Below are 22622 nucleotides of genomic sequence, written 5' to 3' on the forward strand. Positions count from 1 at the left end.
ATTAAAGTTTTTTGTCTGTGTCGGTCATTGGGTCGTAAGATGTACCAGTGTTACCTCTTAATTTTTCAAATTGTTTGTAAGCACGTTCAACTTGTGTTTTTGGTGCTTGCTTAAATTCTTCATCCGTAACCTTATATTGTTCTTGAAGTTTTGCTAATTCTAAGCGTAGCTTATCTTCAATATCGTCATATTTAGGATTGTCAATTTGATTATGAATTTCTTTTGGATCTTCTTCTAAATCATATAATTCCCAAGTATCAATATCATCATAAAAATGCATGAGTTTGTAACGCTTTGTTCTAATTCCGTAGTGTTTTTTTACCATGTGAAACGCTGGGTAATCATAGTAATGATAGTAAACTGCGTCTCTAAAACCTTCACTTTGGTTATGTGTTTTTTCTAACAACGGACGCAACGATTTACCTTGCATATCGTTTGGTATTTCAGCTTCTGCGTAATCTAAAAACGTTTCAGCGAAGTCTAAGTTTTGGGTTAAATCTTCAATAACAGTTCCTGGTTTTATGGCTTTAGGATATTTCACTAATAAAGGCATTGCTAAAGATTCTTCGTACATATAACGCTTATCAAACCAGCCTTTTTCCCCTAAATAAAAACCTTGATCGGTAGTGTAAATTACGATGGTGTTTTCGGCTAAACCGTTTTCTTCTAAATAATTCAGCACTTTTCCAACACCTTCATCTACCGATGCAATGGTTGCTAAATAGTCTTGAAGATAGCGTTGTCCTTTCCACTCAGCTAATGCTTTTCCTGATAAATTGGCATCGTGAAACGCATCATTTTTTGGTTGATAAGCTTTATCCCAAGTAGCGCGTTGTTCTGGTGTCATACGCTCAAAATCGGTTGTCCAAGGATTCCAAGCTAACTCTGGACTGCCTTTTTTCTTAGTCATTTTTAAATCATGACCTTCATACATATCCTTGTAAATGGTTTGCAATTGGTCTTTTGAACCTAAGGAACCTTCGTGAGCTGTAAAATAAGTGTCTGGTAACGGAAATTTTATAGAATCGTATTTATTAACGTGACGCAAAGCAGGCATCCAATTTCTATGTGGTGCTTTGTGCTGTAACATTAACATAAATGGTTTGTCTGAATCTTTAACACGATTTAAATAAGCTAAACCATCTTCGGTAATAATATCTGTAGCGTAACCTTCAATTTGAGTAGTATCGGCTTGTTTTGTTTTCGGATTTAAACTAATAAAATCAGGATTATAATAATTGCCTTGATCTTTTAAAATGTGCCAATAATCAAAGCCTTCAGGATTTCCATGTAAATGCCATTTTCCTATAACTGCTGTATTATATCCTGCTTTTTGTAGTAATTTAGGAAAGGTTTGTTGGCTTCCGTCAAAGCGGTTTCCATTCATTTTAAAACCATTGATGTGGCTAAATTTTCCTGTTAAAACAACAGCACGACTTGGTCCGCAAATAGAATTAGTACAAAAGTTATTTTTGAATAGCGCACCTTCTTTTGCAATTCTATCAATATTTGGTGTTGGTGCTAATTGACTAATGGGATGACCATACGCGCTAATGGCTTGTTCTGCGTGGTCATCTGCCATAATGTAGATGATGTTTGGTCGCTTGGTTTCCTTTGGTATTTCTTGTTCTTTGCTGTTTTCTTTACAAGACTGAAATGCCAAAAGCACTAATAATATGAAAGAAATATATCGCATTACTCTTTAGTTTTTATGATTTTTGTTTGAATGACTTCATCATTAAGGACTGTACGTTCAAAAAAGTTGAATACAATATCTAATTCTTCATAGGGTATTCGAGAAATTTCATGACGTGCCTCTTTGACAATATTGAAATAGAAAGACGTTTCAAATTGCTCTAATTTATCAGCAATAATTTTAGAACCATCTAGCATTATATAACCATCTTTTGTTGGTGCACAATAATGATGTGGCGCATTCCCGTAAGGTACCAGTTGGTCTTTTGTGCCGTGATATAAAACAGTTGGCACAGCATTTTCTGGCGACATATAACTTGCATCAACAATAGCACCAGCACACGAAAAAGCACCAGCAAATTTTACATTACTATACTCTTCAGCATTATCTACAAAATACTCACGCATAAAAACTGCGTTAAGAATACCCTCAGCACCAGCACTACTGCCGCCTGCTATAATTTTTGTAGTATCGATTTGAAACTCATTAGCGTGTTCAACCACATATTTTGCAGCATCCATATAATCGATAGCAGCTTGTTTAAAGGTTTCAAGTTTTTCGTCTTTAGTACAATCACACCCAAAACCTGTTGTTGTCCCCTTTCTTAGTAATCTGTAAGAAATTGAAATCCCAATATAATTTTGCTCTTTTGCAGCGTATTTTACTAAATTTTCATCATCTATATAATCTCTGTGGCCGACTGCAAATCCACCACCATGCATCCAAAGTAACACAGGTAACGTATCTGTTATTTTAATATTTTCAGGCGTATAAACATCCAATTTTAAGGTATCTTTTCCTTTTATGGAATAAGTGTATGTAGCTTTGTTTTGTGCTGAAAGTGATAACACAAAAAAGAATACAAATACTTTTATTATAAATTTCATTTAGTCTATTTTTTCTATTAAAATACCGCTAATAACTGGCAAACCTTCAATAGCGTTGAGTTTTAAAGTTAGTCCTTTTTTTGTTTGAATAATTGCCTGAAGCGTTACACCATACTTTTCGGGATAGGCTTGGGCTAAATTCAATTGTTTTTCGATTAATCCATCGTTAATGTACACATCAAAAATGCGTTGTATTTTATTACTTTCTGAAGATTGTTCTGAAAGGTTATAAATATTTTCGGTTGACTTAATTTGTGGCTCTACGAAGTATAATTTCACATTATAATTGCCTTCAGGAACGTCTAGTTGATATTCTGTACAACCTTCTAACAAGGTTTGAAATAACGGCTCTGCATCAGTGTTTTTTATATTATGTGGCAGACCTTGATTTTTATCTTTGGTCATTCCTAAAGCTGAACCATTTTTATATCCAAACCATTCTTTTTTATATTCTTGGTCTGGTACAAATATGATGTTTTGTGCTTCATCATAAAAGTTGAAATGTGCACCTAAATTGATACCGAAACGTTTGAAATTTTTAAAATCAAAAGCTTCAATTCTATTGACTTTTATTGTTTTTTCTTCGGAAATGCTTTCTGTTGAAACTGCAATAGAATTATTACCATTTGTGAAAGGCATATCAATAGAAACAACACCATTATCAACTTTAAAATCACCTAAATTGTTACCATTCAAACTGACATTGACTTCATTTTGATTGGAATAGATTTGAACAGGAAAAGCTTCCTCTTCAAACACAGTCAATCCTTTTAAATTATCTGTTACGATATAAATAAATGGTACACCTTCATCTAAAACCGATTTGTACCAATAATAAATATCCTTTGGTGTTCTGTCGTATTGCACTAATCCTTTTTGGTTAACGTGCGGAATGGCATCACCACGAAATTCGGAACCAAAATCTGCAAAATTCCATGCCGTCATTCCAGTCATAAACAGCCTATTTGTAATTTGTTTGTAATAGGATTGATGCAGTTTTGCTTGATAATTGGTAGAGAAATCAAACTTTTTTGGGGTTTTGGTGAAAATTCTAACGTCTGCACCAGGACCATATTCCGACAACAATAATGAGCGCTTTGGATAACGTTGATGTTGGTCATCTAAAAACTTTCCTAAATCTTCAATTTGTGCATCATACCAACCAAAATACAGGTTCCAGCCTAAAAGCATTGGCAAATTTGCTATTCCCGTCTCGTTATAAACTTCATTGAGATGACAAGCCATAACCGTAATATGGTTTGGAGCTAGACTTCTGGTTAAATTCTCTAGCTGCTTGGCGAGTTTTAAAGTTGTTGTTTTTAATGCTTTCTTTTCCTCTTCAGTAGATTTTCTATCGAATGCTAAGCGCAGAAAAATCTCATTCATATACCCTAACATCACTACACTTGGATAGTTGTAATATTGTTTTATGTGTTCGTTTTGCATTGTATTTGAAACCTCAAAAAAGGTTTCAGAATCTGTGACTTTATTCACAATTGGTATTTCTGTCCAAACTAAAATCCCAAGCTTATCACAAAGTTCATATAACTCTCTTGCATGCGGATAATGTGCAAAACGAATGACGTTGGTACCCATATTTTTGATGAGATGAATATCTCTTTTTTGCAGCTCGATTGGCACTGCATTTCCGTAGTTTTTATAATCTTGATGACGATTTACGCCAATTAATTTTATTGGTTTTCCGTTTAGGAAAAAACCTTTTTCTGCATCAACTGTTGTCCAACGAAAACCTAAATTAGATAGTTTTTGGTCTAAAACGGTCCCATTTTTATCACTTAAGGTTAGCTGTAATTTGTATAAACACGGATTGTCTGGCGACCATAATTTGGGATTTTTAATTTCAGGAAATGTGACCTCAACTGTTTTAGTTTCGTGACCCTTCAACTTTAAACCTTGATGTTCTTCACGAATTAGGTTTCCATCAGCATCAAAAATTTTAAGCTCTAAATACGTATTGGTTTTGTCTTCAAAATTATCAATTAAGACCTTGACCTTAACACCTGCTTTTTCGTTGGAAACATTGTAGTAATTGACATAAAAACCATCGGACGCAAAATCCTTTAAACTAAAATGCTGCTTTGGGACTTTTATCAATTCGACATCACGATAAATACCACCATAAAAGGTGAAATCTGCATCTAATGGTGGAATATTATCGTTGTGCGAATTATCGACTTCAACTTCAATTAAATTGTACGCATCAAATTTTAGAAATGAAGTGATTTCAACATTAAAGGCAGTGTAACCGCCTTTGTGATTGGTTATTTTTTTTCCGTTTACATAAACGGTAGCTTCTTGATTGACAGCATTAAATTTTAAGTAGAAAATCTGTTCTTTTTCTTTTGAAGACACAAAGATTTGCTTTTCATAAAAGCCTAATCCTCTACGGTAACCAGCCTCGTCATCAAATGCATCTTTAGCATTCCAAGTATGCGGAATATTGACCGTTTGCCAATGGGTTTTATTTTCAGAATATTGCCAACCATAATTAATTGTTTTTGATTGAGAAAAACACAAAAAGGGGAAAGCCACATAGAAAAACAAGTACATAATTGTTATTTTGTTTGTCGTATGTGGCATAATTAGCTATTAATCTAAAAAGTTTATTTGCTATTTTATATTTATTACTTTTGTACGCTCTGACACTCCACTTTCGTTAAAAGCCTCAATTGCAAAATAATATTCGGTGTTTTTATCCATACCTCTGAAATCGTAAACATCATTTTCATAAACCATAATACTATTGTATAGTTTATCTGGTGCAATTCCATAATAGATATTATAACCTATTGCATCAGCTTTCTTTTCCCATGAAATCATAGCATTTCTAGAATCTTGCTGACTTCTATCCACCTTAAAACCCGTAATCGATTTTGGTTTTTCTGACAGCCCATTTCCAAAAACCCTAAAGTCTGAAACAGCAAATAATCCTGAGGCATTATGGATATTCACCATTTTAATGTAGCGTGCCTGGATTGGTTTTGTTAGTTCTACATAATCATGTGGTACATCCTTATCATTCTTAGATTTATCAACTACTAAAGTCCAATTCTCAGCATCATCAGACATAAATACTTTATACTGGTAATAGATATCCATTGCTTTATTGAACTGAGTTGCTTTATGATCTGCATAATTGATTTGCAATGCATTTACTTGCATTTTTTTACCTAAATCTACTTGAAGCCATTCGCCCTTATCTCTGGTCGATGCTGACCAATAGGTTTGAATATTCTCATCCGTTAGGTTTGAAGCATCATAACAGATTTTTTCAAATACCTTTTTACCACCATGATCCATTCTATTAGTTTCGACATCTTGGCATTTTTCAAAAGAAGAAACTGTCACTGGTTTTTTGTAAGACAATAACATCCAACCCGTAGAAGCCCCTTTTGTATGATCTCTACTTTCCGTAGGAAGCATAATTGGAAAATCACCATAAGCAGTTATAGAATACATGATATCATCTTTATCAAAACCCGCTGGAAACATATCAATTCTACGTTCAAAACGGTCTTTTACAGAAATCTTACAGGTTCCTGTGTTCCAATAATTCCCATAGTTATCAGCAAACGTATTACCATGACCTGCGCCAACTACAAAACCTCCAGGCTTGTATGACATTGGGTTGTGCTTTTGATACTCAAACGGACCCAATGGATGGTTGCCTACGTGAACACCATTTGCATAGCCTTTAAATTCGGTTCCTGGCGCACCATATTGCATATAGTATTTACCATTATGCTTAGTCATCCAAGCTCCTTCAATAAAATTTCCCCAAGGTGCTGGTTCCATATCATTGTTTGGTCCAAAACGTTCCCAACCATGTTCTGAAGGGTCCAGACCTACAACATTTTTGATTTCTCCATATGGCTTTTGAATATCCTCTACTTCGGTTGCTTGATAAAGCTTTTCATAATCGGCTTGATCTCCTTTTGGCAACCATGTATCATAGTCTACTTCTACTCCTACAAGAGGTAATTTCCCACTAGAGCCATAGTACATGTATACTTTTCCATCATCATCTTGAAAAATTGCAGGATCCCAAGTTGGTAACATTGCTGTATTGACGTGTCTTGTCCATCTTCCAGATTTTGGATGAGCAGTTTTCCAAATAGGATGATCTTTTTTCCAAGTTGAACCAGCATAAAACAAAGTATCGTTTACCACCCAAGCCGCTGGCGCACATTGGTCGTTTTCATCTGGATCTCTCTGAAAACTTCCGTAAACAAAATTCCAGTCAGACATATCTTTACTCCAGAAAAAACCTGCTTGGTTAGTAGCAAACAAATAATATTCGCTTTTGTAGGTAATAATTACAGGATCTGCACTTGAACGACGAGACACAGGAATATTATTATGGTTTTTGGTAACATAATTGTATCCAATATTTATAGGATTACAATACGTAGTTGCTGGTTTATCAGGATCGAACCACTCAGTTTTACCATTTGACTGTGCTGACAAATCAACATAAGTCGCTAATATTATAAAAATAAAGAAGAATTTCACCTTATTCATAATTTTAAATATATCAGCTTGCTTAAGTTCATAGATCATTATTAATCCTACTTTTCAGTTAGTTCAAACTCTGATATCATTTTAGTATTAGAATCTGTACCTACAAAAACTTGAAAAGTTCCTGGTTCGGCAACAAAATCTAAGTCATAGTTATAGAATTTTAAATCTTCAACAGAGATATTGAATGTTACAGTTTTGGTTTCACCTTTTTTAATTTCAACTTTTTGGAAACCTTTTAGTTCTTTAACTGGTCTTGTTACCGTACCAACTAAATCTCTTATATAAAGCTGTACTACTTCTTTACCGTCATAATTACCAGAATTAGTTACATCTACAGAAACCGAGATCTCACCGTCCAAATTAATTGATTTTTTATCTAATTTTAGATTTGAATAATCAAACGTTGTGTAGCTTAATCCATAGCCAAATGGGTATAAAGGCTCATTACGAACATCTAAATAGTTGCTTTTAAATTTCTCAAAATTACCTTGATCATTACCTAATGGACGACCTGTATTTTTGTGATTGTAAAAAATAGGAACTTGACCAACATTCATAGGAAATGTTGAGGTTAATTTTCCTGAAGGGTTTACATCTCCAAATAATACATCTGAGATGGCTAAACCTGCTTCACTACCAGGAAACCATACGTTTAGTATTGCAGGAACATTATTATTTTCTTCAACTAAAACTAACGGTCTTCCTGTAAATAATACTAAAACAACAGGTTTTCCTGTTTTTAGTAAAGCATTTAATAAATCTTTTTGTACTTGTGGTATTTCTAAGTTGGTTCTACTACTACTTTCTCCGCTATATTCTGCAGCTTCACCAATAGCAGCAACAATAACATCAGATTTGTTAGCAATAGATAAAGCTTCGTCTAACAATTCTTGGTCAGATCTTCCATCACGTGGTATATCTTTACCAAACATGGTTCCTCTTTTTTCTAATTCAAGGTCATAATCTACATTACTTCCTTTTGCATATAACACAGTGCCTTTATCTCCAACAACTGTTTTTAAACCATCTAAAACCGTATTTGATTTTTCTTGATCTGTAGATACACTCCACGTACCAGCCATATTTACAGCGGTATTGGCTAATGGTCCAACTAAAGCAATGGTGCTAGATTTTTTTATAGGTAATGTTTGGTTTTCATTTTTTAATAAAACCATAGATTCTGCAGCAACTTTACGTGCAAAATCTTTATTTTCTTTAGTAGCAACTTCAGTATTGGCTCTGTTATCATCACAATATTTGTAAGGATCATCAAAAAGACCTAATTGATATTTAGCTGTTAAAATTCGTTTTACAGCTGTATCAATATCTGTTATGCTAATTTTACCTTCGTCTAAAGCTGTTTTTAGGTTTTTTATAAAAGCAGCGTCAATACTAGGTGCATCACCTGCCATATCCATATCTAAACCAGCTTTTAAAGCTAGAGATGTAACGTCAACACCATCTCCCATACCGTGAGCTCTCATTTCGTAAATACCAGTATAATCTGAAACTACAAAGCCATCAAATCCCCAATCGTCACGTAATAAATCGGTTAATAACCATTTGTTTCCTGTTGCAGGAATACCATCAATTTCGTTAAAAGACGCCATTACAGAACCTACGCCTTCTTCTACAGCAGCTTTATAAGGTGGTAAATATTCGTTATACATTCTTATACGGCTCATATCTACGGTATTATAATCTCTACCAGCTTCTGGTGCACCGTATAATGCAAAGTGCTTAACACAAGACATTATGGTGTTATTTGCAGCTAAATCGTTTTGTTGATAGCCGTTAACCATTGCGCGAGCGATTTGACTTCCTAAATAAGGATCTTCACCGTTACCTTCAGAAATTCTTCCCCAACGCGGATCACGAGATACGTCTACCATAGGTGAGAACGTCCAGTTAATACCGTTGGCACTAGCTTCGGTAGCTGCAACTTGAGCGGTTTTTTCAATCATTTCCATATCCCAAGAAGAAGATAAGCCTAGCGGAATAGGAAACGTAGTTTTAAAACCATGAATCACATCCATACCGAAAATTAAAGGAATACCTAATCGGCTTTTTTCTACTGCTATTTTTTGAACTTCGTATATGTTTTTGTGATCTTTTATATTGAAAAGTCCTCCAATTAAACCGTCTTCAATTTTCTTAACAACGTCTGTACTTTTAGAAGCGCCAGTTGTAATTGGACCTGTTGCAGGAAGATTTAACTGACCTAATTTTTCATCTAAAGTCATTAAGTCAATAATTGAATCGACTTTTTCTTGATAAGGGTTTTCACTTTTAGAACCTGAAACAGATTTACTTTCTGTATTGGTATTACAAGAAAAAATGGTAATAACACCAAGTGTAACTGCTAAGGATTTTATGTTTTTAGTTAGTCTAAGTTTTGTCATTTTTATTTTTTTGATTTAGAGAAAAGCCATTTTAATAATTCTGGTTCTGCGAATGTTGGATCCCAACTGTTATGATTAGCAAAATCGTATAATGTAAATTTTGGATAACCTCCAGCATTTAAAAATGCTGAAACCATATCAATAGAACGTTGTGGATCTACCACATTATCCTTTGCACCATGAAAAACCCAAAGCGGTAAAGTTTTCGCATAGCTATCTACCGAATTTGGATTTCCACCTCCGCAAATAGGAATTGCTGCGGCAAACATTTCTGGTTTTCTATGAATGATTTCAAAAGTACCCATACCACCCATGGACAAGCCCATAACATAAACCTGATCTTTTTTGACATAAGGTTTTGATAGGGTTTTATCCATCAAATCCATAACTAAACTCATCGCTGTTGTTGGACCAGTTTCGTAATTAAAGTTCAAGCCAATAGGATTTGTAGATCTATCCACATCTACTTTTGCCCAATAATCCTTTTTCGGACATTGAGGTGCTATTATTATTGCTGGAAATGAGTCTCTTGTTTTGGTATTTAAAAACAAACTACTACCATGCACTAGCTGTTTTTCATTGTCACTTCCTCTTTCACCTGCTCCATGTAAAAACAATAAAACAGGATATTCTTTATCTGTTGAAAAATTTTCAGGCAACAACATTCTGTATTGCAGTGTATCACTACCTACAATATGAGCTTCATACGAAAACGTTTCTTTAGGTAATATTTGAGCTTTTTTAGTTGCACAAGAACTAAAGACAAGACTACAAAGCAGTATAAGAATGAAAAATTGTCGCATATTTATAATTTATATTTAATAGCTAAAGCCTAAAGCATTTAAACCATTTTGAACATCTTCATTTTGCATGAACAGATTCCAAAATAATTGTGTTCTATAATTTTCTATCATAATAATTTCTGGACCCTGATCAATAGCCAAATAACGTTCGGTTACCCAATCATTATAATGAGGGCTAAAGGCATCGTAAAATCCTGCTGGACCGAGTAGAATATCATTTTTACTGTAGAAGTAATGCATCGCAGCCAATGATTTTTCTGGTGTGTACGGAATTGAACTTATTGCTGCTGTTGGCGAAATAACACCTGTATCATTTCCTGGACTGTGAGCTGTGTAACCAACTGAGCCATCACCATTTCTTGTATAACTAGCTGTTAATCCCCAACAATCAACACCATAATCGACATAATTATTAGGATTATTTACGCAATGCTGATAGTTAATATTGGTATGGTTTACATTTAAATCCCAATAATTTGCATATTGATCTGTTAGATTTCTAGGGTCTAACCCTAAGTAAGAATAATGAGCCCAAAACAATGGACCTGTACCAGAGCCAGCGTGATCTAGTATCAAAGGAATATTATATTGGCTTCCACCTGAAACAATAGCACCATTATTAGCCCAACCTTGATGATAAACCTCAGCTTCAATTGAATAATCTGGTGAAGCAGCACCTAAAATAAAGGCAATCAAAGTTTCATTATAACCTTGTAGTTCTAAATTAATTGCAAAACCATCACTAGGACTCCAGTGCCAATACAATGCATTTTGGCCTTGTGTATACCAATCCCATTCTACATCTTTCCATAACATGTCTGCTTGAGCTGCAAGCGCTTCTTCTTCTGGCGTAGCTCCATCTGCTTCTAGATACTCTTTAACACAAATTAAGCCTTGCGCCAAAAATGCAGTCTCCACTATATCACCACCATTATCTAAAGCACTAAAAGGTATAGCATTACCAGATCCACCATCTATCCAATGTGACCATGCACCATGGAAACGATCAGCTCCTTCGAAGAAATCTACTATCTGACTAAGTCTAGCAACACCTTCTGCTCTTGAAATATATCCTCTTTCAATTCCAACTATTATAGCCATTAGTCCAAATCCACTCCCACCAGTAGTTACTACGTTCTGACTGTTAGATGGATCATTAGGGTGATAACGCTCTTTTGCAGCACCAGAATTAGATTCTGCGTAGTCCCAGAAATATCTAAAAGTTGTTTCTTGAGTCAAATCCATAATTTCTTCATCTGTCAATGGATCTACCACAACTGGGTCATCATCATTTGGATTATAAGGTTCCTGATAACCTGGACCATCGTCATTACCACAACTAAAAAATAATATTGCTATAAAAAGCACTTTGTATAATCTCATTTTATTTATCTCTTTCTATTTTAAAATCAAGCTTTTTTAAACCTGCTTGCACATCTTTATTTTTCATGAACAAGTTCCACAATAAACCTGTTCTATAATTTTCTATCATTACAGGAATAGGACCTTGATCGATAGCCAAATATCGTGGTAAGTACCAATTATCCTCTAGACTAAACGCGTCATAAGGCCCGTACTTACCTACTAGACTATCATGATTTTTGTATATATTTTCTAAAACATTCATACTGGCTTTTGGTGTGTAAGGAAAAGAAGATAGGGCTGCTGTTGGTGATACTACACCCAAATCTTCACCTGGTCTGTGACCAGCATAGCCTTTTATAGAATAACTAGAGGTTAAACCCCAAAGGCTATCTCCATATCCTTTGTAATTTTTCGGATTATTGATGGCATACTTATGATGGATTTTAGCATGATTTTGAGTTAATTTCCAATAATCGGCATACTGATCTGACAATCCTTGTGGGTTTAAACCTAGATATGAATAATGCGCCCAGAATAATGGTCCGATAGGATCATCACTATGTTCAAAATAATCCAACACTAACTCTTCATCATAATATTTATCTTCTGAAACTATATCTCCACCTCTAGCCCAACCTTTTTCATAAACAGACTTATTGACTGAATGTGTAGGAGAAGATGCCGCAAGAACATACATAATTAGACATTCATTATAACCACCAACTGGAAAGTTCATTTCCCAATTATACTCAGGTGACCAATGCCAGTACAATACATCTTCACCATTCTTGGTGTACCAATCCCACTCTACTTCGCGCCATAATTTGTCTATTTTCTCACGAAGTTCATTTTCCTTAATGTTATCTTCTTGAAAATATTCGGAAACTGTCAGCAATCCTTGGATTAAAAAAGCCGTTTCAACTAAATCTCCTCCATTATCTTTTTTTCCAAAAGGCACAACTTTTCCCGTCTCACCATTTATCCAATGTGGCCAAGCACCATGAAAACGATCTGCTTTCTCAAGAAAATCTACAATTTTGATATATCTATCTAAGGCTTCCTCTTTTGGCACAAACCCTCTTTCTATGCCAACTAAAATTGCCATGAGCCCAAAACCACTTCCGCCTGTAGTTACTGTATTTTTTGGAGATGTTGGGTATACATCATCCATATGAAAACGCTCTCTTGCTAAACCAGAATTAGGTTCAGCGCCACCCCAAAAATAATTGAATGTTTGGTACTGAACGGTATCCAACAACTCTTCATTAGATAAGTGACTATACTTCCCTTCTGGTTTCGTTTTTTCTGTTACTTGCTGTTTTTCAGATTTATTTTGGTTTTTACAACCAAGAATAACAAAGCATAACAGTATAAAACTGAGCGATATTTTATAGAATGTTTTCATTTAAAATTATTAGTAAGAATTTAGCGACACTTTAATGAAAAAATGCCGCTAAAATTAAATAAGGATAATTCAAAAAATTATTTAGACTTAAACCAATTGAAATATGAAATTTTATAGCATATCCTGTATTTCTGTCTCAGACAAAGCAATGTTGTAAAATCTGAGCTCATCTAAAGCACTTAAATCAGACAAGTGATTCCAGTAGCTAAATGTCTCACCACCTGCACCTATTGTAATTTCTGTACAACCTGTCCAATCTACACTTGAAGACAAAGTAGAAGATAATTGCTCTACTCCATTAAAATAAATTTTACTTTCTGTAGCAGATACTGTAAGCGCAACATGTACCCAATCTCCTGTAGTAGCATCTAAAAGTCCACCATCATTCCAGCTCTCGCCACTTCCAATACCTACATTCGCTTTAATTCGTTGTTCTGTTGCACTTCCTTCTCTAAAAAGTCTAAACCCTTGATTTCGATCATCAGCATCATCACCAACCGTTATAATACCCGATCTATCAGGTGTTGAGTTAACGTTGTACCAAAATGTAACACTAAATGCGTCATCACCAAATACACCTTCTATAGGGTATGTTAAATATGAATCTGTGGCTCCCATATAGGCATCAGAACCTTCATAACTTACTCCAGCAAAACTAGGTGTTCCAACTTCTGTTGCCGATGCGTAAGTCATTAAGTTTGTATAAGAACCATCAAAAGGCATATAGAATGTTTCACCATTATATAAAGGCTCGTAAGGATCTGAAGCATTAATCATAGTTTGAACCTCAGCCTGAGTAAGTGTTGTGTTGAATAATCTTAACTCATCCATAGAACTATTATCAGATAAATGATTCCAATAGCTAAATGTTTCACCACCTGCACCTATTGTGATATCAGTACAACCTGTCCAATCTATAGGAGCTGTTGGTGATCCTGTATTTACTGGCACACCGTCTAAGTATATTACGGTTTCTGTTGGAGATATTGTAAAAGCAACATGTACCCATTCTCCAGCAGCAACATCTATTACTCCACCATCATTCCAACTTTCAGCTGTACCAGTTCCTACATTCAGTTTTATTCTTTGCTCTGTAGCAGAACCTTCTCTAAATAATCTAAATCCTTGATTTCTATCATCAGCATCATCACCTACTGTCAATATTCCTGATCTGTTTGGTTCAGCATTCACTTTATACCAGAAGGCACCGCTCATATTAGAACCGAACATTAAATCATCGATTGGAAAGGTCAAATACGAATCTTCAGAAGCTCTAAAAGAATTTGAACCATCAAATGCTTCACCTGCAAATTCAGGAGTCCCAACCTGAACTGGATCATCCAAGGATACTAATTCGGTAAAAATACCATTAAATGACATGTAAAAAACTTCACCTGGGAAAATTGGTTCGTAAGGTGGTGCTTTTTCAAATGTAACCGAAGAAGTCGTAGAGTTACCAGCTATATCTGTAGCTGTTACAGACACTGTATGCTCACCTGTTGTTACATTATCATAAGTAAGATCTCTTTCTACAATTCTATAATCTAAAAATGTATCATTACTTCCATTGTAAGATGCTATTTGATCACCATCATAACTTACAGTTATTGATGCTACCTCTATATCATCTTCTACTCTAAAAGAAATATCTATTGGTACTACCAATTCGATAGTATTAATTTCGTCACCTTCAGAAGGGTATAAAATATCTACTATAGGCGCACCAGCATCTGGTCCTGGATCTACTTCTGTTATTGGGTCTATACCATCGTAACAAGACGTTACAAGTATTAAACTAAACAGATATATAAATTTATTTATTGTTTTCATATTAGTCATTATTTTAATTGTTCTCTAGAGGTAGAAGGTCTAGCTGATCTTGAGGGTAAGGCAAATACTCTGCATCTGCAGTGAAAGTACGCCCATCGTAACTTAACTCGTCATATTGATTCAATCTTATCATATCAAAATAACGAATTCCCCATTCCATACCTAATTCGGCAAACTTCTCATCCATAACATCATCTGTTGTAACTCCTGAAATAGGGGACATATTTGCTCTTTCTCTAACCAAGTTAACTGCTTGGTCTGCTGTAAGAACACTTCCAGATGCGCCATGCGTCAATGCCTCGGCATACATTAATAAGATTTCAGCATAACGAATAACCAAAAAGTTTTTACCTGAACCATAACTATTTCTTCCAGGTGTTAATTGATTTGATGGCCAATAGTGCTTGCCACTAGCAAACATAAACCTAGTGGTATCATTAAAAATGTCACCATCTAGAGTAGTGTTAGATACGTAGCTCGGTAAAGTTGCGTAATTAGGATCTGACATTAACTCATCCATACCTCTAGGAGTAAAACAAACACTTGTAACTAAACGAGTTTCTTCACCTCTATCTATCATGAATTTTATGTATTTTAAACTTGGCTCATAGAATCCCCATCCTGAAGAAGCAGTAGATACCACAGGTGTCCAACTTGGTGGACCAAAAGGTGCAAATAAATGGTTGTTTACATCACCTGTTGCTTGCCCATAATCCGAAAATTGTAATTCAAATAAGTTTTCATTACTTAACTGACCATCTTCTTTAAAAAGTTCGTAATAGTCATCATATAGCATGAATTTATCTGACCCTATAATTTCTGCAGTAGCATCAGCCACACCTTGATAATTCTCAAGTTCAAGGTTTGCCATCGCTTTTATTGCCAGAGCTGTATATTTTGTTACACCTCCTCTAACGTCTGTTCTTTCATTAGGTCTTAAATCTGGCAAAAAAGGAATTGCTTCATCCATGAGATCAGACACATACTGCATCACCTCTTCTTTTGTATCAACACCATTATCTATATCCTCAGAAACATTAGATGTAGTTATAATGAAGATATCGCTCCAAAGACGAGACATCTGTAAATGTTGAAAACCACTCAACACTTTTGTTTCAGCTATATACTGATCAGCTAAAGCTATATCACTACCTGTAGCAAACTCTTTATACCTCTGAATTGTTTCTCCTGAATTAACTATATCTACCAAGTCTCCATAGAAATTACTCCAAACTTGATTAAACATCCAATAGTTATTGTCATAATTATATAAATCTGCATTTGTTAGACCACCTTGGGCATCACCAACACCTCCTGCATTTACATCATCACCTCTTACACCAACTAATATTGGATCTTCCCAACCTCTTGAATAAACTTCTGAATAAGCCCCAATTAAAGGCAATACCATATCTCCTGTTTGAGTAAAGTCTAAATCATCAGCTGCAACTTGCCCATCATTCTCTTCTAATTTATCAGAGCAAGAATAAAATACTGTACAGGTAGCTAACAAAAACGTTAACCACTTTAATTGTTTAATTTTTTTCATATCGTGCTTTTTTTTTATAATTTAATGTTAACACCAAAAGTATAAACTGCAGGTATTGGATAAGGCTGTCTATCAATTCCGTTAGCTACTTCCGGAGTGAACCCATTGTAGTTAAACAATGTCAATGGGCGATCTGCTGTAAAAGTTAATCTAACCTCTGGCATTTTAATTCCTTTAATAGTACTTTGCGGTATAGTATAAGCTAGTTGGATATTTTGAATTCTAAAAAACGAACCGTCTTCCACAAAAAATGTACTCATTCTTTGGTTCCACGCCTTTCTTCTACCTTCTGATGAAGGATAAGAATTCGAAGTTCCTTCCCCATGCCATCTGTTTATAGCAAAATCAGCGTCCATATTGGTATCATTAGTAAATAAAACCTCTCCTCGTCTTCTATTAAGGATATCGTTACCTGTTTGTCCTGCAATAGCAACTGAAAGATCAAATTGCTTATAAGATACTTGTAGATTACCACCATACACAAAAGACGGTAGATAAGAACCAATAACTGTTCTATCATCTGCGTTTATTTCTCCATCTCCATTTCGATCTCTATATTTAAAATCCCCTGGCACTAAACCATTTGCTACAGCTATAGGATCATTTTGTATTTCTTCATCATTTTGATATACACCTACTACTTCCCAACCAAAAAATGCTTCTATAGGTTCTCCAACCATGGATCTTTGACGAAATTCCGCTTGACCCGTATCAAAATAACCTGCTGCACTATTTACTTTAGTAACCTCATTATTTAGTGTAGCAATATTACCAGCTACAGAAAAACTCCAGTTATCATTTAACATTTGAGACCAATTAGCAGCTATTTCTATACCTTGAGTTCTCATCTCACCAACATTTTCTAAAATTGTATTACTCACAATTGGTTGGTCTACAGGAATTACTAATTTTTTTGTATCTCTAATGTAGTAATCAGCTTCTAAAGATAATTTACTATCAAAAAGTCTTGCACTTAAACCTAAGTTAGTCTCTTCAAGTATTTCTCTCTCTAAGTCTTGATAATTACTTGAACTTATAAAACCATCTGTAGGAATATCGTCAATAGCTGTTGTAATATTAGAAATTGTTCTAGTACCTGAACTATCACCTAAAGCACCATTTGCTAATTGCCCCCAACTTCCTCTTAATTTAAGAAAATCGAAAATACCGTTATCTTCCATAAAGCTTTCTTCTGACACTACCCAACCCAAACCAAAGGCTGGTGTTGTTACCCATATCTCACGAGGGAACTTAGAGTCTCCTTCAGTTCTTACAGTAGCGTTTAATAAATACTTGTCATTGTAACTATACTCTAATCTTCCAAAATAAGAAAGTGAATAAAATCGATCCCCTATTTCTGAAACCCTATCATTACCGAAGGAAGTAGGATCAGCAAAGTCTAAATACCATGAACTCTCTAACTGTACACCTCTTATATTGTCTCCTGTAGCTTGGAACACGTTTCTTTGCTCATCTCTAAATGAAGATCCTGCAAGAAGAGTCAAATTATGTTTACCAAAACTATCGGTATATGTTAATGTATTATCCCATATTTGATTAGAATACTCCTGATTAGCTCTTCTAATAGAAGAAACTTCTCTCTGAGAGTTCTGAGACACAAAATATGGCAACCTCACATTTCTTTCAGATATCGTAGAAAAATCGTGACTGTAAGAGGTTCTAAACTTTAACTTATCTGGTATTAACTGATACTCCATGTAAGCACTAGCCAATATTTTCTTAATTTTCAGCCTGTTATTATTGAATGTCATAACAGGAAATGGGTTTTGAGAGCCACGATATCCTAATACTCTTGCATCAGAAAATGGTATAGGAGTAGCTTCTGTATTTAACTGATCATAAACTGGCAGTATTGGAACAGCAAAATAAGCTTGAAACCATGCACTATTTTCAGGGTTATACTTAGTTGCGTTACTAAAAACCATATTAGCTCCAACTTTTAATCTATCAGAAACCTTAATATCAACACTTGATTGAATGTTAAAACGCTCATATTCATTTTTCATATCTAATATTCCCTCCTGAGAAAAATAACTAGAATTAAAACTGTAATTAGCATTTTCACTACCACCTGTTACACCTATACTATGACTTGAAACAGGAGCCAATCTTAATATTTCATCATACCAATCCGTATTAACATTAGGAATGTTTGGGTTTACTCGACTTCTTCCATAACGTTGAATCGCATTTTCTACAAATTGAATGTCTGCATCTGATCCAGACTCATAAGCCATAGTTACAAACTGTTCAGCATTAGCCATCTTAACAACATTCTGTGCTGTTTGGAAACCTGTATACCCATTGTAAGTAAATACTGGTTTTTGTTCTTTTCTTCCTCTTTTAGTTTCAATGATGATAACACCATTAACCCCTTTTTGACCAAAAATAGATACAGAAGACGCATCTTTCAAAACAGAAAAACTTTCAATTTGGCTGCTATCTAAAAAGTCAATATTATCATAGAACATACCGTCTACGACATAAAGCGGATTATTTCCTGCAGCGTATGATCCCACTCCACGAATTCTCACCGTTGGAGAATCTCCAGGTGAACCATTACTAGTAATTTGTACACCTGCAACTTTACCTTGTAAAGATTGAGCAACGTTACTATTTGGAGTACGCGCGATATCTTCAGATTTCACAGTTGATATAGCTCCAGTTAAATCTGCTTTTTTCTGCGTACCATAACCTACCACAACAACTTCATTAAGAGACTCTACATCATCTTCTAATGAAACATCGATTGTTGTTTGATTTTCAACAGTAATAACCGTTGTTTTAAAACCTAGATAGCTATACTCTAATTGATCACCACTACTGACCGATATCGAATACTTACCATCAAAGTCTGATGTTGTACCTCTTGTAGTACCCTTAACAATAATACTTACGCCGGGCAAAGGCAAACCATCACTTTTACTTGTTACAACACCATTTATATCCATCTGTTGTGCAAAGGCACTAAATGAAAAAAACAGCATTAACAATAGACTAATTTTTGTTTTCATAAAATTAATTAATATTAGATTAGATAGTTAGTTTTTATTCCAGTGTCTAAATTATAATCTAATGTTAAATAGTGTTAACATCGGTTTACATTTTAATTACGCCACATTTATGGAGTATTTGCGTTTTTATTAAAAAAACTTACTGTTGACGTAGCTTAAAACTATTAAAAAAACGTTGTAGTTAAAAACAAAACGGGTAATTGACGTACTAATGACGTAGTTAAATTTGAGTATTGAATAAAATAATACGTCTATTTTTTAATATTCAACAAATAATCAACGACAGAAATGTCATTTTCTAAATCCAACTTCTTTTTTAGACGGTAACGATGAGTTTCAACACCTCTCACAGAGATATTCATTAAAGGAGCTATCTCTTTTGATGAAAGATTCATTTTGATGTATGCGCAGATCTTTAAATCTTTTGGCGTAAGTTTAGAATGTCTAGATTTTAGTATTTCAAAAAATTCATCATGAACTTGAGTAAAATTTTCTTCAAAAACTTCCCATTCATCTTTAAGAACTATTGAATTATCTAGCTTTTTAACTAGCTTTTTAAAAGCGTAGTAATTACTAAACCCATCTTTGTTTAACATTAGCTCTTTTTTGATTTCTTGAAGTGTTTCATTTTTCTTCACCAATGCCATTGCATTATTGGCTAACTGCTTACTCTTAAGCTTTATTTCATTATGAAGTGATTCATTCTTTAATTGCACAATGCGCTTTTCGTTCTCTAAGGTTTTTTCACGTAATAATTTTTGTTGCTCCTTCTGATATTTAATCTTAATCACCCTCTGCTCTTTGGCTACTTTTCTATTGTGCATTATGTAAAACGAAGCTAAAATCAATGCAAGAATTACAAAATACAACAACAGACCTAACTTATCTCGGTACCATGGTGGCAACACATCAATTTTAATAGAATGAGCTTCAGAAATATTAGCAGAAGTATCTCTTGTCCTAAAAGAAATATCATAAACACCTTCTTTTAGATTATTAAAAGTCGCTCTATTTCCCTCAACTTTAGTCCAACCTTCATTTAAACCTGGTATCTTGTATTCAAAAAAATGATTTATAGATTTAGCCGAAGAAAGCTCTACTACAATAGATTTATTATAGTTAAAAGCAATAGCCTCATCTGAAGATTTTTCAGCTGATATAAGATTACCATTCACAAGAATTTTTTCGATATATGGTTTAAATAATTCAATATTATTTTTTGATGTACTATTGATAATCATAAAACCATTATCTAGATTTAGTGCATAGGAAGAATCTTCTAGCTTTGAGATATTCTCATAACCAATTATATATCTATCTTTCAAAAACTTATCATTCAGAACCAGACCACCATTATCATCTGTAAAAGATTTAAAACTTATAAACCCACTACTATTCTTTAAAGCAAAAGGCTGAACATCCTCTTCAGATATAACATAATTATCTTTACCCAACTTTTCATTCAGTAGTTTGAAAGGAATAATAGAATCTAATATTGGTTCATATTTTTGCCATCCTTCATTTGCTTTAAAACAAATATCATTCATGATATTATACAACCTTACATTGTAATCTGAAGTAATCCCTTTATTTTGATAATCGGAAATTGAAGTTATTGTATCATGATTTTCATCAAAATTCACACGAAAAACACCTTTTGTTGCATGAGCCACCCATGCGGTTTTAGAGTTTTCAAAAACTAAAAATCTTGAAGGAATAGTAGTTTTCCCTAAGTGCTTTACCTCCCAACTACCAGAATGTTTTCTAAATCTCACTAACCCAGAATAAGTTCCTTGAATATATGTTGACTCTGTTTCTGGTACTTTTTTAATAGTCCAACCACCTGTATGAGAAGATATCATTTTAAAATCATCACCATCAACCAGAAAAGTACCTTCATTATGACCACAAAACAATTCACCTTCAATAATTTTTAAATCCCAAACCTGACCTTGTGAACCTTCTACAAAGTCTAATTGATCATTTTCATCAAGTTTAAACAATCCTGTATTTGTTCCTATATATATAACATCTTTAAATTCAATTATATCATAAACAGCACCTAACCTCCCAGAAACATCATTATAAAAATAATTACTACTATTAAGCTCAATATTAGCAACACCATTATCTAGCCCAAACCAAAGATTATTGTCTTCATCTAAAGCCTGTCCTAAAACAGTATTATTTAAAAGTCCATTTTCCTTGTTAATATGAAACTTAATATTCCCATTGATATCTGTTACAAAAACGCCATCTTTTATTGTACCAAAAATCATTTCTCCAGAATCTAATATGGAAAAGTTATTAAGCTGGTGTAATTTAATTTGCTCGTTAACTTCAAAACTAGTTCTGCTAAGTTTACCATTTTCTAAAAAAAAGCATCCTTTCAATGAAGTCGTCAACAATAACTTATTTTTATACTTATCGATAGATATGATTTTAGCATCTAGAAGTAAGTCATTATTATAAAACTGCTGAAGTTCATTTTCTTTCAGCAAATAAACTCCTTGTTTTAATGTACTTATGTATAGCTCACCATCCACAACACTACAGGATATCACAGTAGAATTTGGCCTTAGCCTGGTAACACTATTACTATCGTAGACATAAACATTACTAAACGAACGGAAGATTATTTTGTCTCTAAACTTAACTATTTGCCAAATCTCTTCATTAGGAGAAATTTCGCCAGAAACTTCATCACTAAGAGAATTATAGACCAAGGCTCCATATTCATCTTTCTCCCAATAACCAAATTCCTCGTAAGATCCTGTGTAGACAATATCACCTACTGTTAACACTGACCTAACCACTGTTTTGTTTGGTAATTGATAAAACTGCCAAATAAGGCCATCATATTCCAACAACCCACTATTGTTAGCGACATAGACCTTCCCGTTGTCTGCTCTAGCAATATCCCAGTTCTGATTTCCTGCTTTATATTCCGCAATACTATAGTTATGTATACTAGGAGAAAATTGACCAAAAACTAATTGCAGGTTGAAAAGTATTAGGAAGAAAATTAGAATTAAATGTCTCATATATTAACAATACGAATTTTAGCTTAAAAGTAACAATTTAACTCTACTCACAGTTCAAGTCTTA

Annotated in this window: 12 protein-coding genes; all 12 read right to left on the minus strand. The window is 34.1% G+C overall.

Features of this window, described 5'->3' with window-relative positions; all coding sequences use genetic code 11:
- Position 1: 1 nt before the first annotated feature.
- Positions 2–1696 carry a sulfatase family protein gene (locus AC2H4K_RS04730; RefSeq protein ID WP_281138636.1) on the minus strand — a complete coding sequence of 565 codons (1695 nt, stop codon included), beginning with the start codon at positions 1694–1696 and terminating at the stop codon, positions 2–4.
- Positions 1696–2583 carry an alpha/beta hydrolase gene (locus AC2H4K_RS04735; RefSeq protein ID WP_281138637.1) on the minus strand — a complete coding sequence of 296 codons (888 nt, stop codon included), beginning with the start codon at positions 2581–2583 and terminating at the stop codon, positions 1696–1698. The genes AC2H4K_RS04730 and AC2H4K_RS04735 overlap by 1 nt, the downstream gene beginning before the upstream one ends.
- On the minus strand, positions 2584–5154 hold the full coding sequence (locus AC2H4K_RS04740) for a glycoside hydrolase family 2 TIM barrel-domain containing protein (RefSeq protein ID WP_281138638.1): 2571 nt from the start codon (positions 5152–5154) through the stop codon (positions 2584–2586). It lies immediately after the preceding gene.
- 60 nt (positions 5155–5214) lie between these two features.
- Positions 5215–7125 (minus strand): family 43 glycosylhydrolase, encoded by a 1911-nt coding sequence (locus tag AC2H4K_RS04745; protein WP_281138639.1) that lies wholly within the window; start codon positions 7123–7125, stop codon positions 5215–5217.
- A 47-nt stretch (positions 7126–7172) separates the two neighbouring features.
- On the minus strand, positions 7173–9527 hold the full coding sequence (gene bglX / locus AC2H4K_RS04750; protein WP_493742929.1) for a beta-glucosidase BglX: 2355 nt from the start codon (positions 9525–9527) through the stop codon (positions 7173–7175).
- Positions 9528–9529: 2 nt separating this feature from the next.
- Complete coding sequence (locus tag AC2H4K_RS04755; protein WP_281138641.1) at positions 9530–10330, minus strand: carboxylesterase family protein; 801 nt, start codon at positions 10328–10330, stop codon at positions 9530–9532.
- A 15-nt stretch (positions 10331–10345) separates the two neighbouring features.
- Positions 10346–11713 (minus strand): glucoamylase family protein, encoded by a 1368-nt coding sequence (locus tag AC2H4K_RS04760; RefSeq protein WP_281138642.1) that lies wholly within the window; start codon positions 11711–11713, stop codon positions 10346–10348.
- A gap of 1 nt (position 11714) precedes the next feature.
- Positions 11715–13100: a glucoamylase family protein gene (locus AC2H4K_RS04765; protein WP_281138643.1), complete on the minus strand. Its 1386-nt coding sequence runs from the start codon at positions 13098–13100 to the stop codon at positions 11715–11717.
- Between the two features lie 111 nt (positions 13101–13211).
- Positions 13212–14930, minus strand: coding sequence for a LamG-like jellyroll fold domain-containing protein (locus AC2H4K_RS04770; protein WP_493742930.1), 1719 nt, complete (start codon positions 14928–14930; stop codon positions 13212–13214).
- Positions 14931–14943: 13 nt separating this feature from the next.
- Positions 14944–16479, minus strand: a complete 1536-nt coding sequence (locus AC2H4K_RS04775; protein ID WP_493742931.1) for a RagB/SusD family nutrient uptake outer membrane protein — start codon at positions 16477–16479, stop codon at positions 14944–14946.
- A 14-nt stretch (positions 16480–16493) separates the two neighbouring features.
- Positions 16494–19514 (minus strand): SusC/RagA family TonB-linked outer membrane protein, encoded by a 3021-nt coding sequence (locus AC2H4K_RS04780; RefSeq protein ID WP_493742932.1) that lies wholly within the window; start codon positions 19512–19514, stop codon positions 16494–16496.
- A gap of 251 nt (positions 19515–19765) precedes the next feature.
- Positions 19766–22558 carry a helix-turn-helix and ligand-binding sensor domain-containing protein gene (locus tag AC2H4K_RS04785; RefSeq protein WP_493742933.1) on the minus strand — a complete coding sequence of 931 codons (2793 nt, stop codon included), beginning with the start codon at positions 22556–22558 and terminating at the stop codon, positions 19766–19768.
- Between the last annotated feature and the right edge of the window lie 64 nt (positions 22559–22622).

This window comes from Winogradskyella sp. 266wxhm (genome assembly GCF_058964685.1).

Coding starts and splice junctions, on each gene's coding strand:
- AC2H4K_RS04730 (WP_281138636.1), bottom strand. CDS start 1,696: ATGCGATATATTTCTTTCATATTATTAGTGCTTTTGGCATTTCAGTCT.
- AC2H4K_RS04735 (WP_281138637.1), bottom strand. CDS start 2,583: ATGAAATTTATAATAAAAGTATTTGTATTCTTTTTTGTGTTATCACTT.
- AC2H4K_RS04740 (WP_281138638.1), bottom strand. CDS start 5,154: ATGTACTTGTTTTTCTATGTGGCTTTCCCCTTTTTGTGTTTTTCTCAA.
- AC2H4K_RS04745 (WP_281138639.1), bottom strand. CDS start 7,125: ATGAATAAGGTGAAATTCTTCTTTATTTTTATAATATTAGCGACTTAT.
- bglX (WP_493742929.1), bottom strand. CDS start 9,527: ATGACAAAACTTAGACTAACTAAAAACATAAAATCCTTAGCAGTTACA.
- AC2H4K_RS04755 (WP_281138641.1), bottom strand. CDS start 10,330: ATGCGACAATTTTTCATTCTTATACTGCTTTGTAGTCTTGTCTTTAGT.
- AC2H4K_RS04760 (WP_281138642.1), bottom strand. CDS start 11,713: ATGAGATTATACAAAGTGCTTTTTATAGCAATATTATTTTTTAGTTGT.
- AC2H4K_RS04765 (WP_281138643.1), bottom strand. CDS start 13,100: ATGAAAACATTCTATAAAATATCGCTCAGTTTTATACTGTTATGCTTT.
- AC2H4K_RS04770 (WP_493742930.1), bottom strand. CDS start 14,930: ATGAAAACAATAAATAAATTTATATATCTGTTTAGTTTAATACTTGTA.
- AC2H4K_RS04775 (WP_493742931.1), bottom strand. CDS start 16,479: ATGAAAAAAATTAAACAATTAAAGTGGTTAACGTTTTTGTTAGCTACC.
- AC2H4K_RS04780 (WP_493742932.1), bottom strand. CDS start 19,514: ATGAAAACAAAAATTAGTCTATTGTTAATGCTGTTTTTTTCATTTAGT.
- AC2H4K_RS04785 (WP_493742933.1), bottom strand. CDS start 22,558: ATGAGACATTTAATTCTAATTTTCTTCCTAATACTTTTCAACCTGCAA.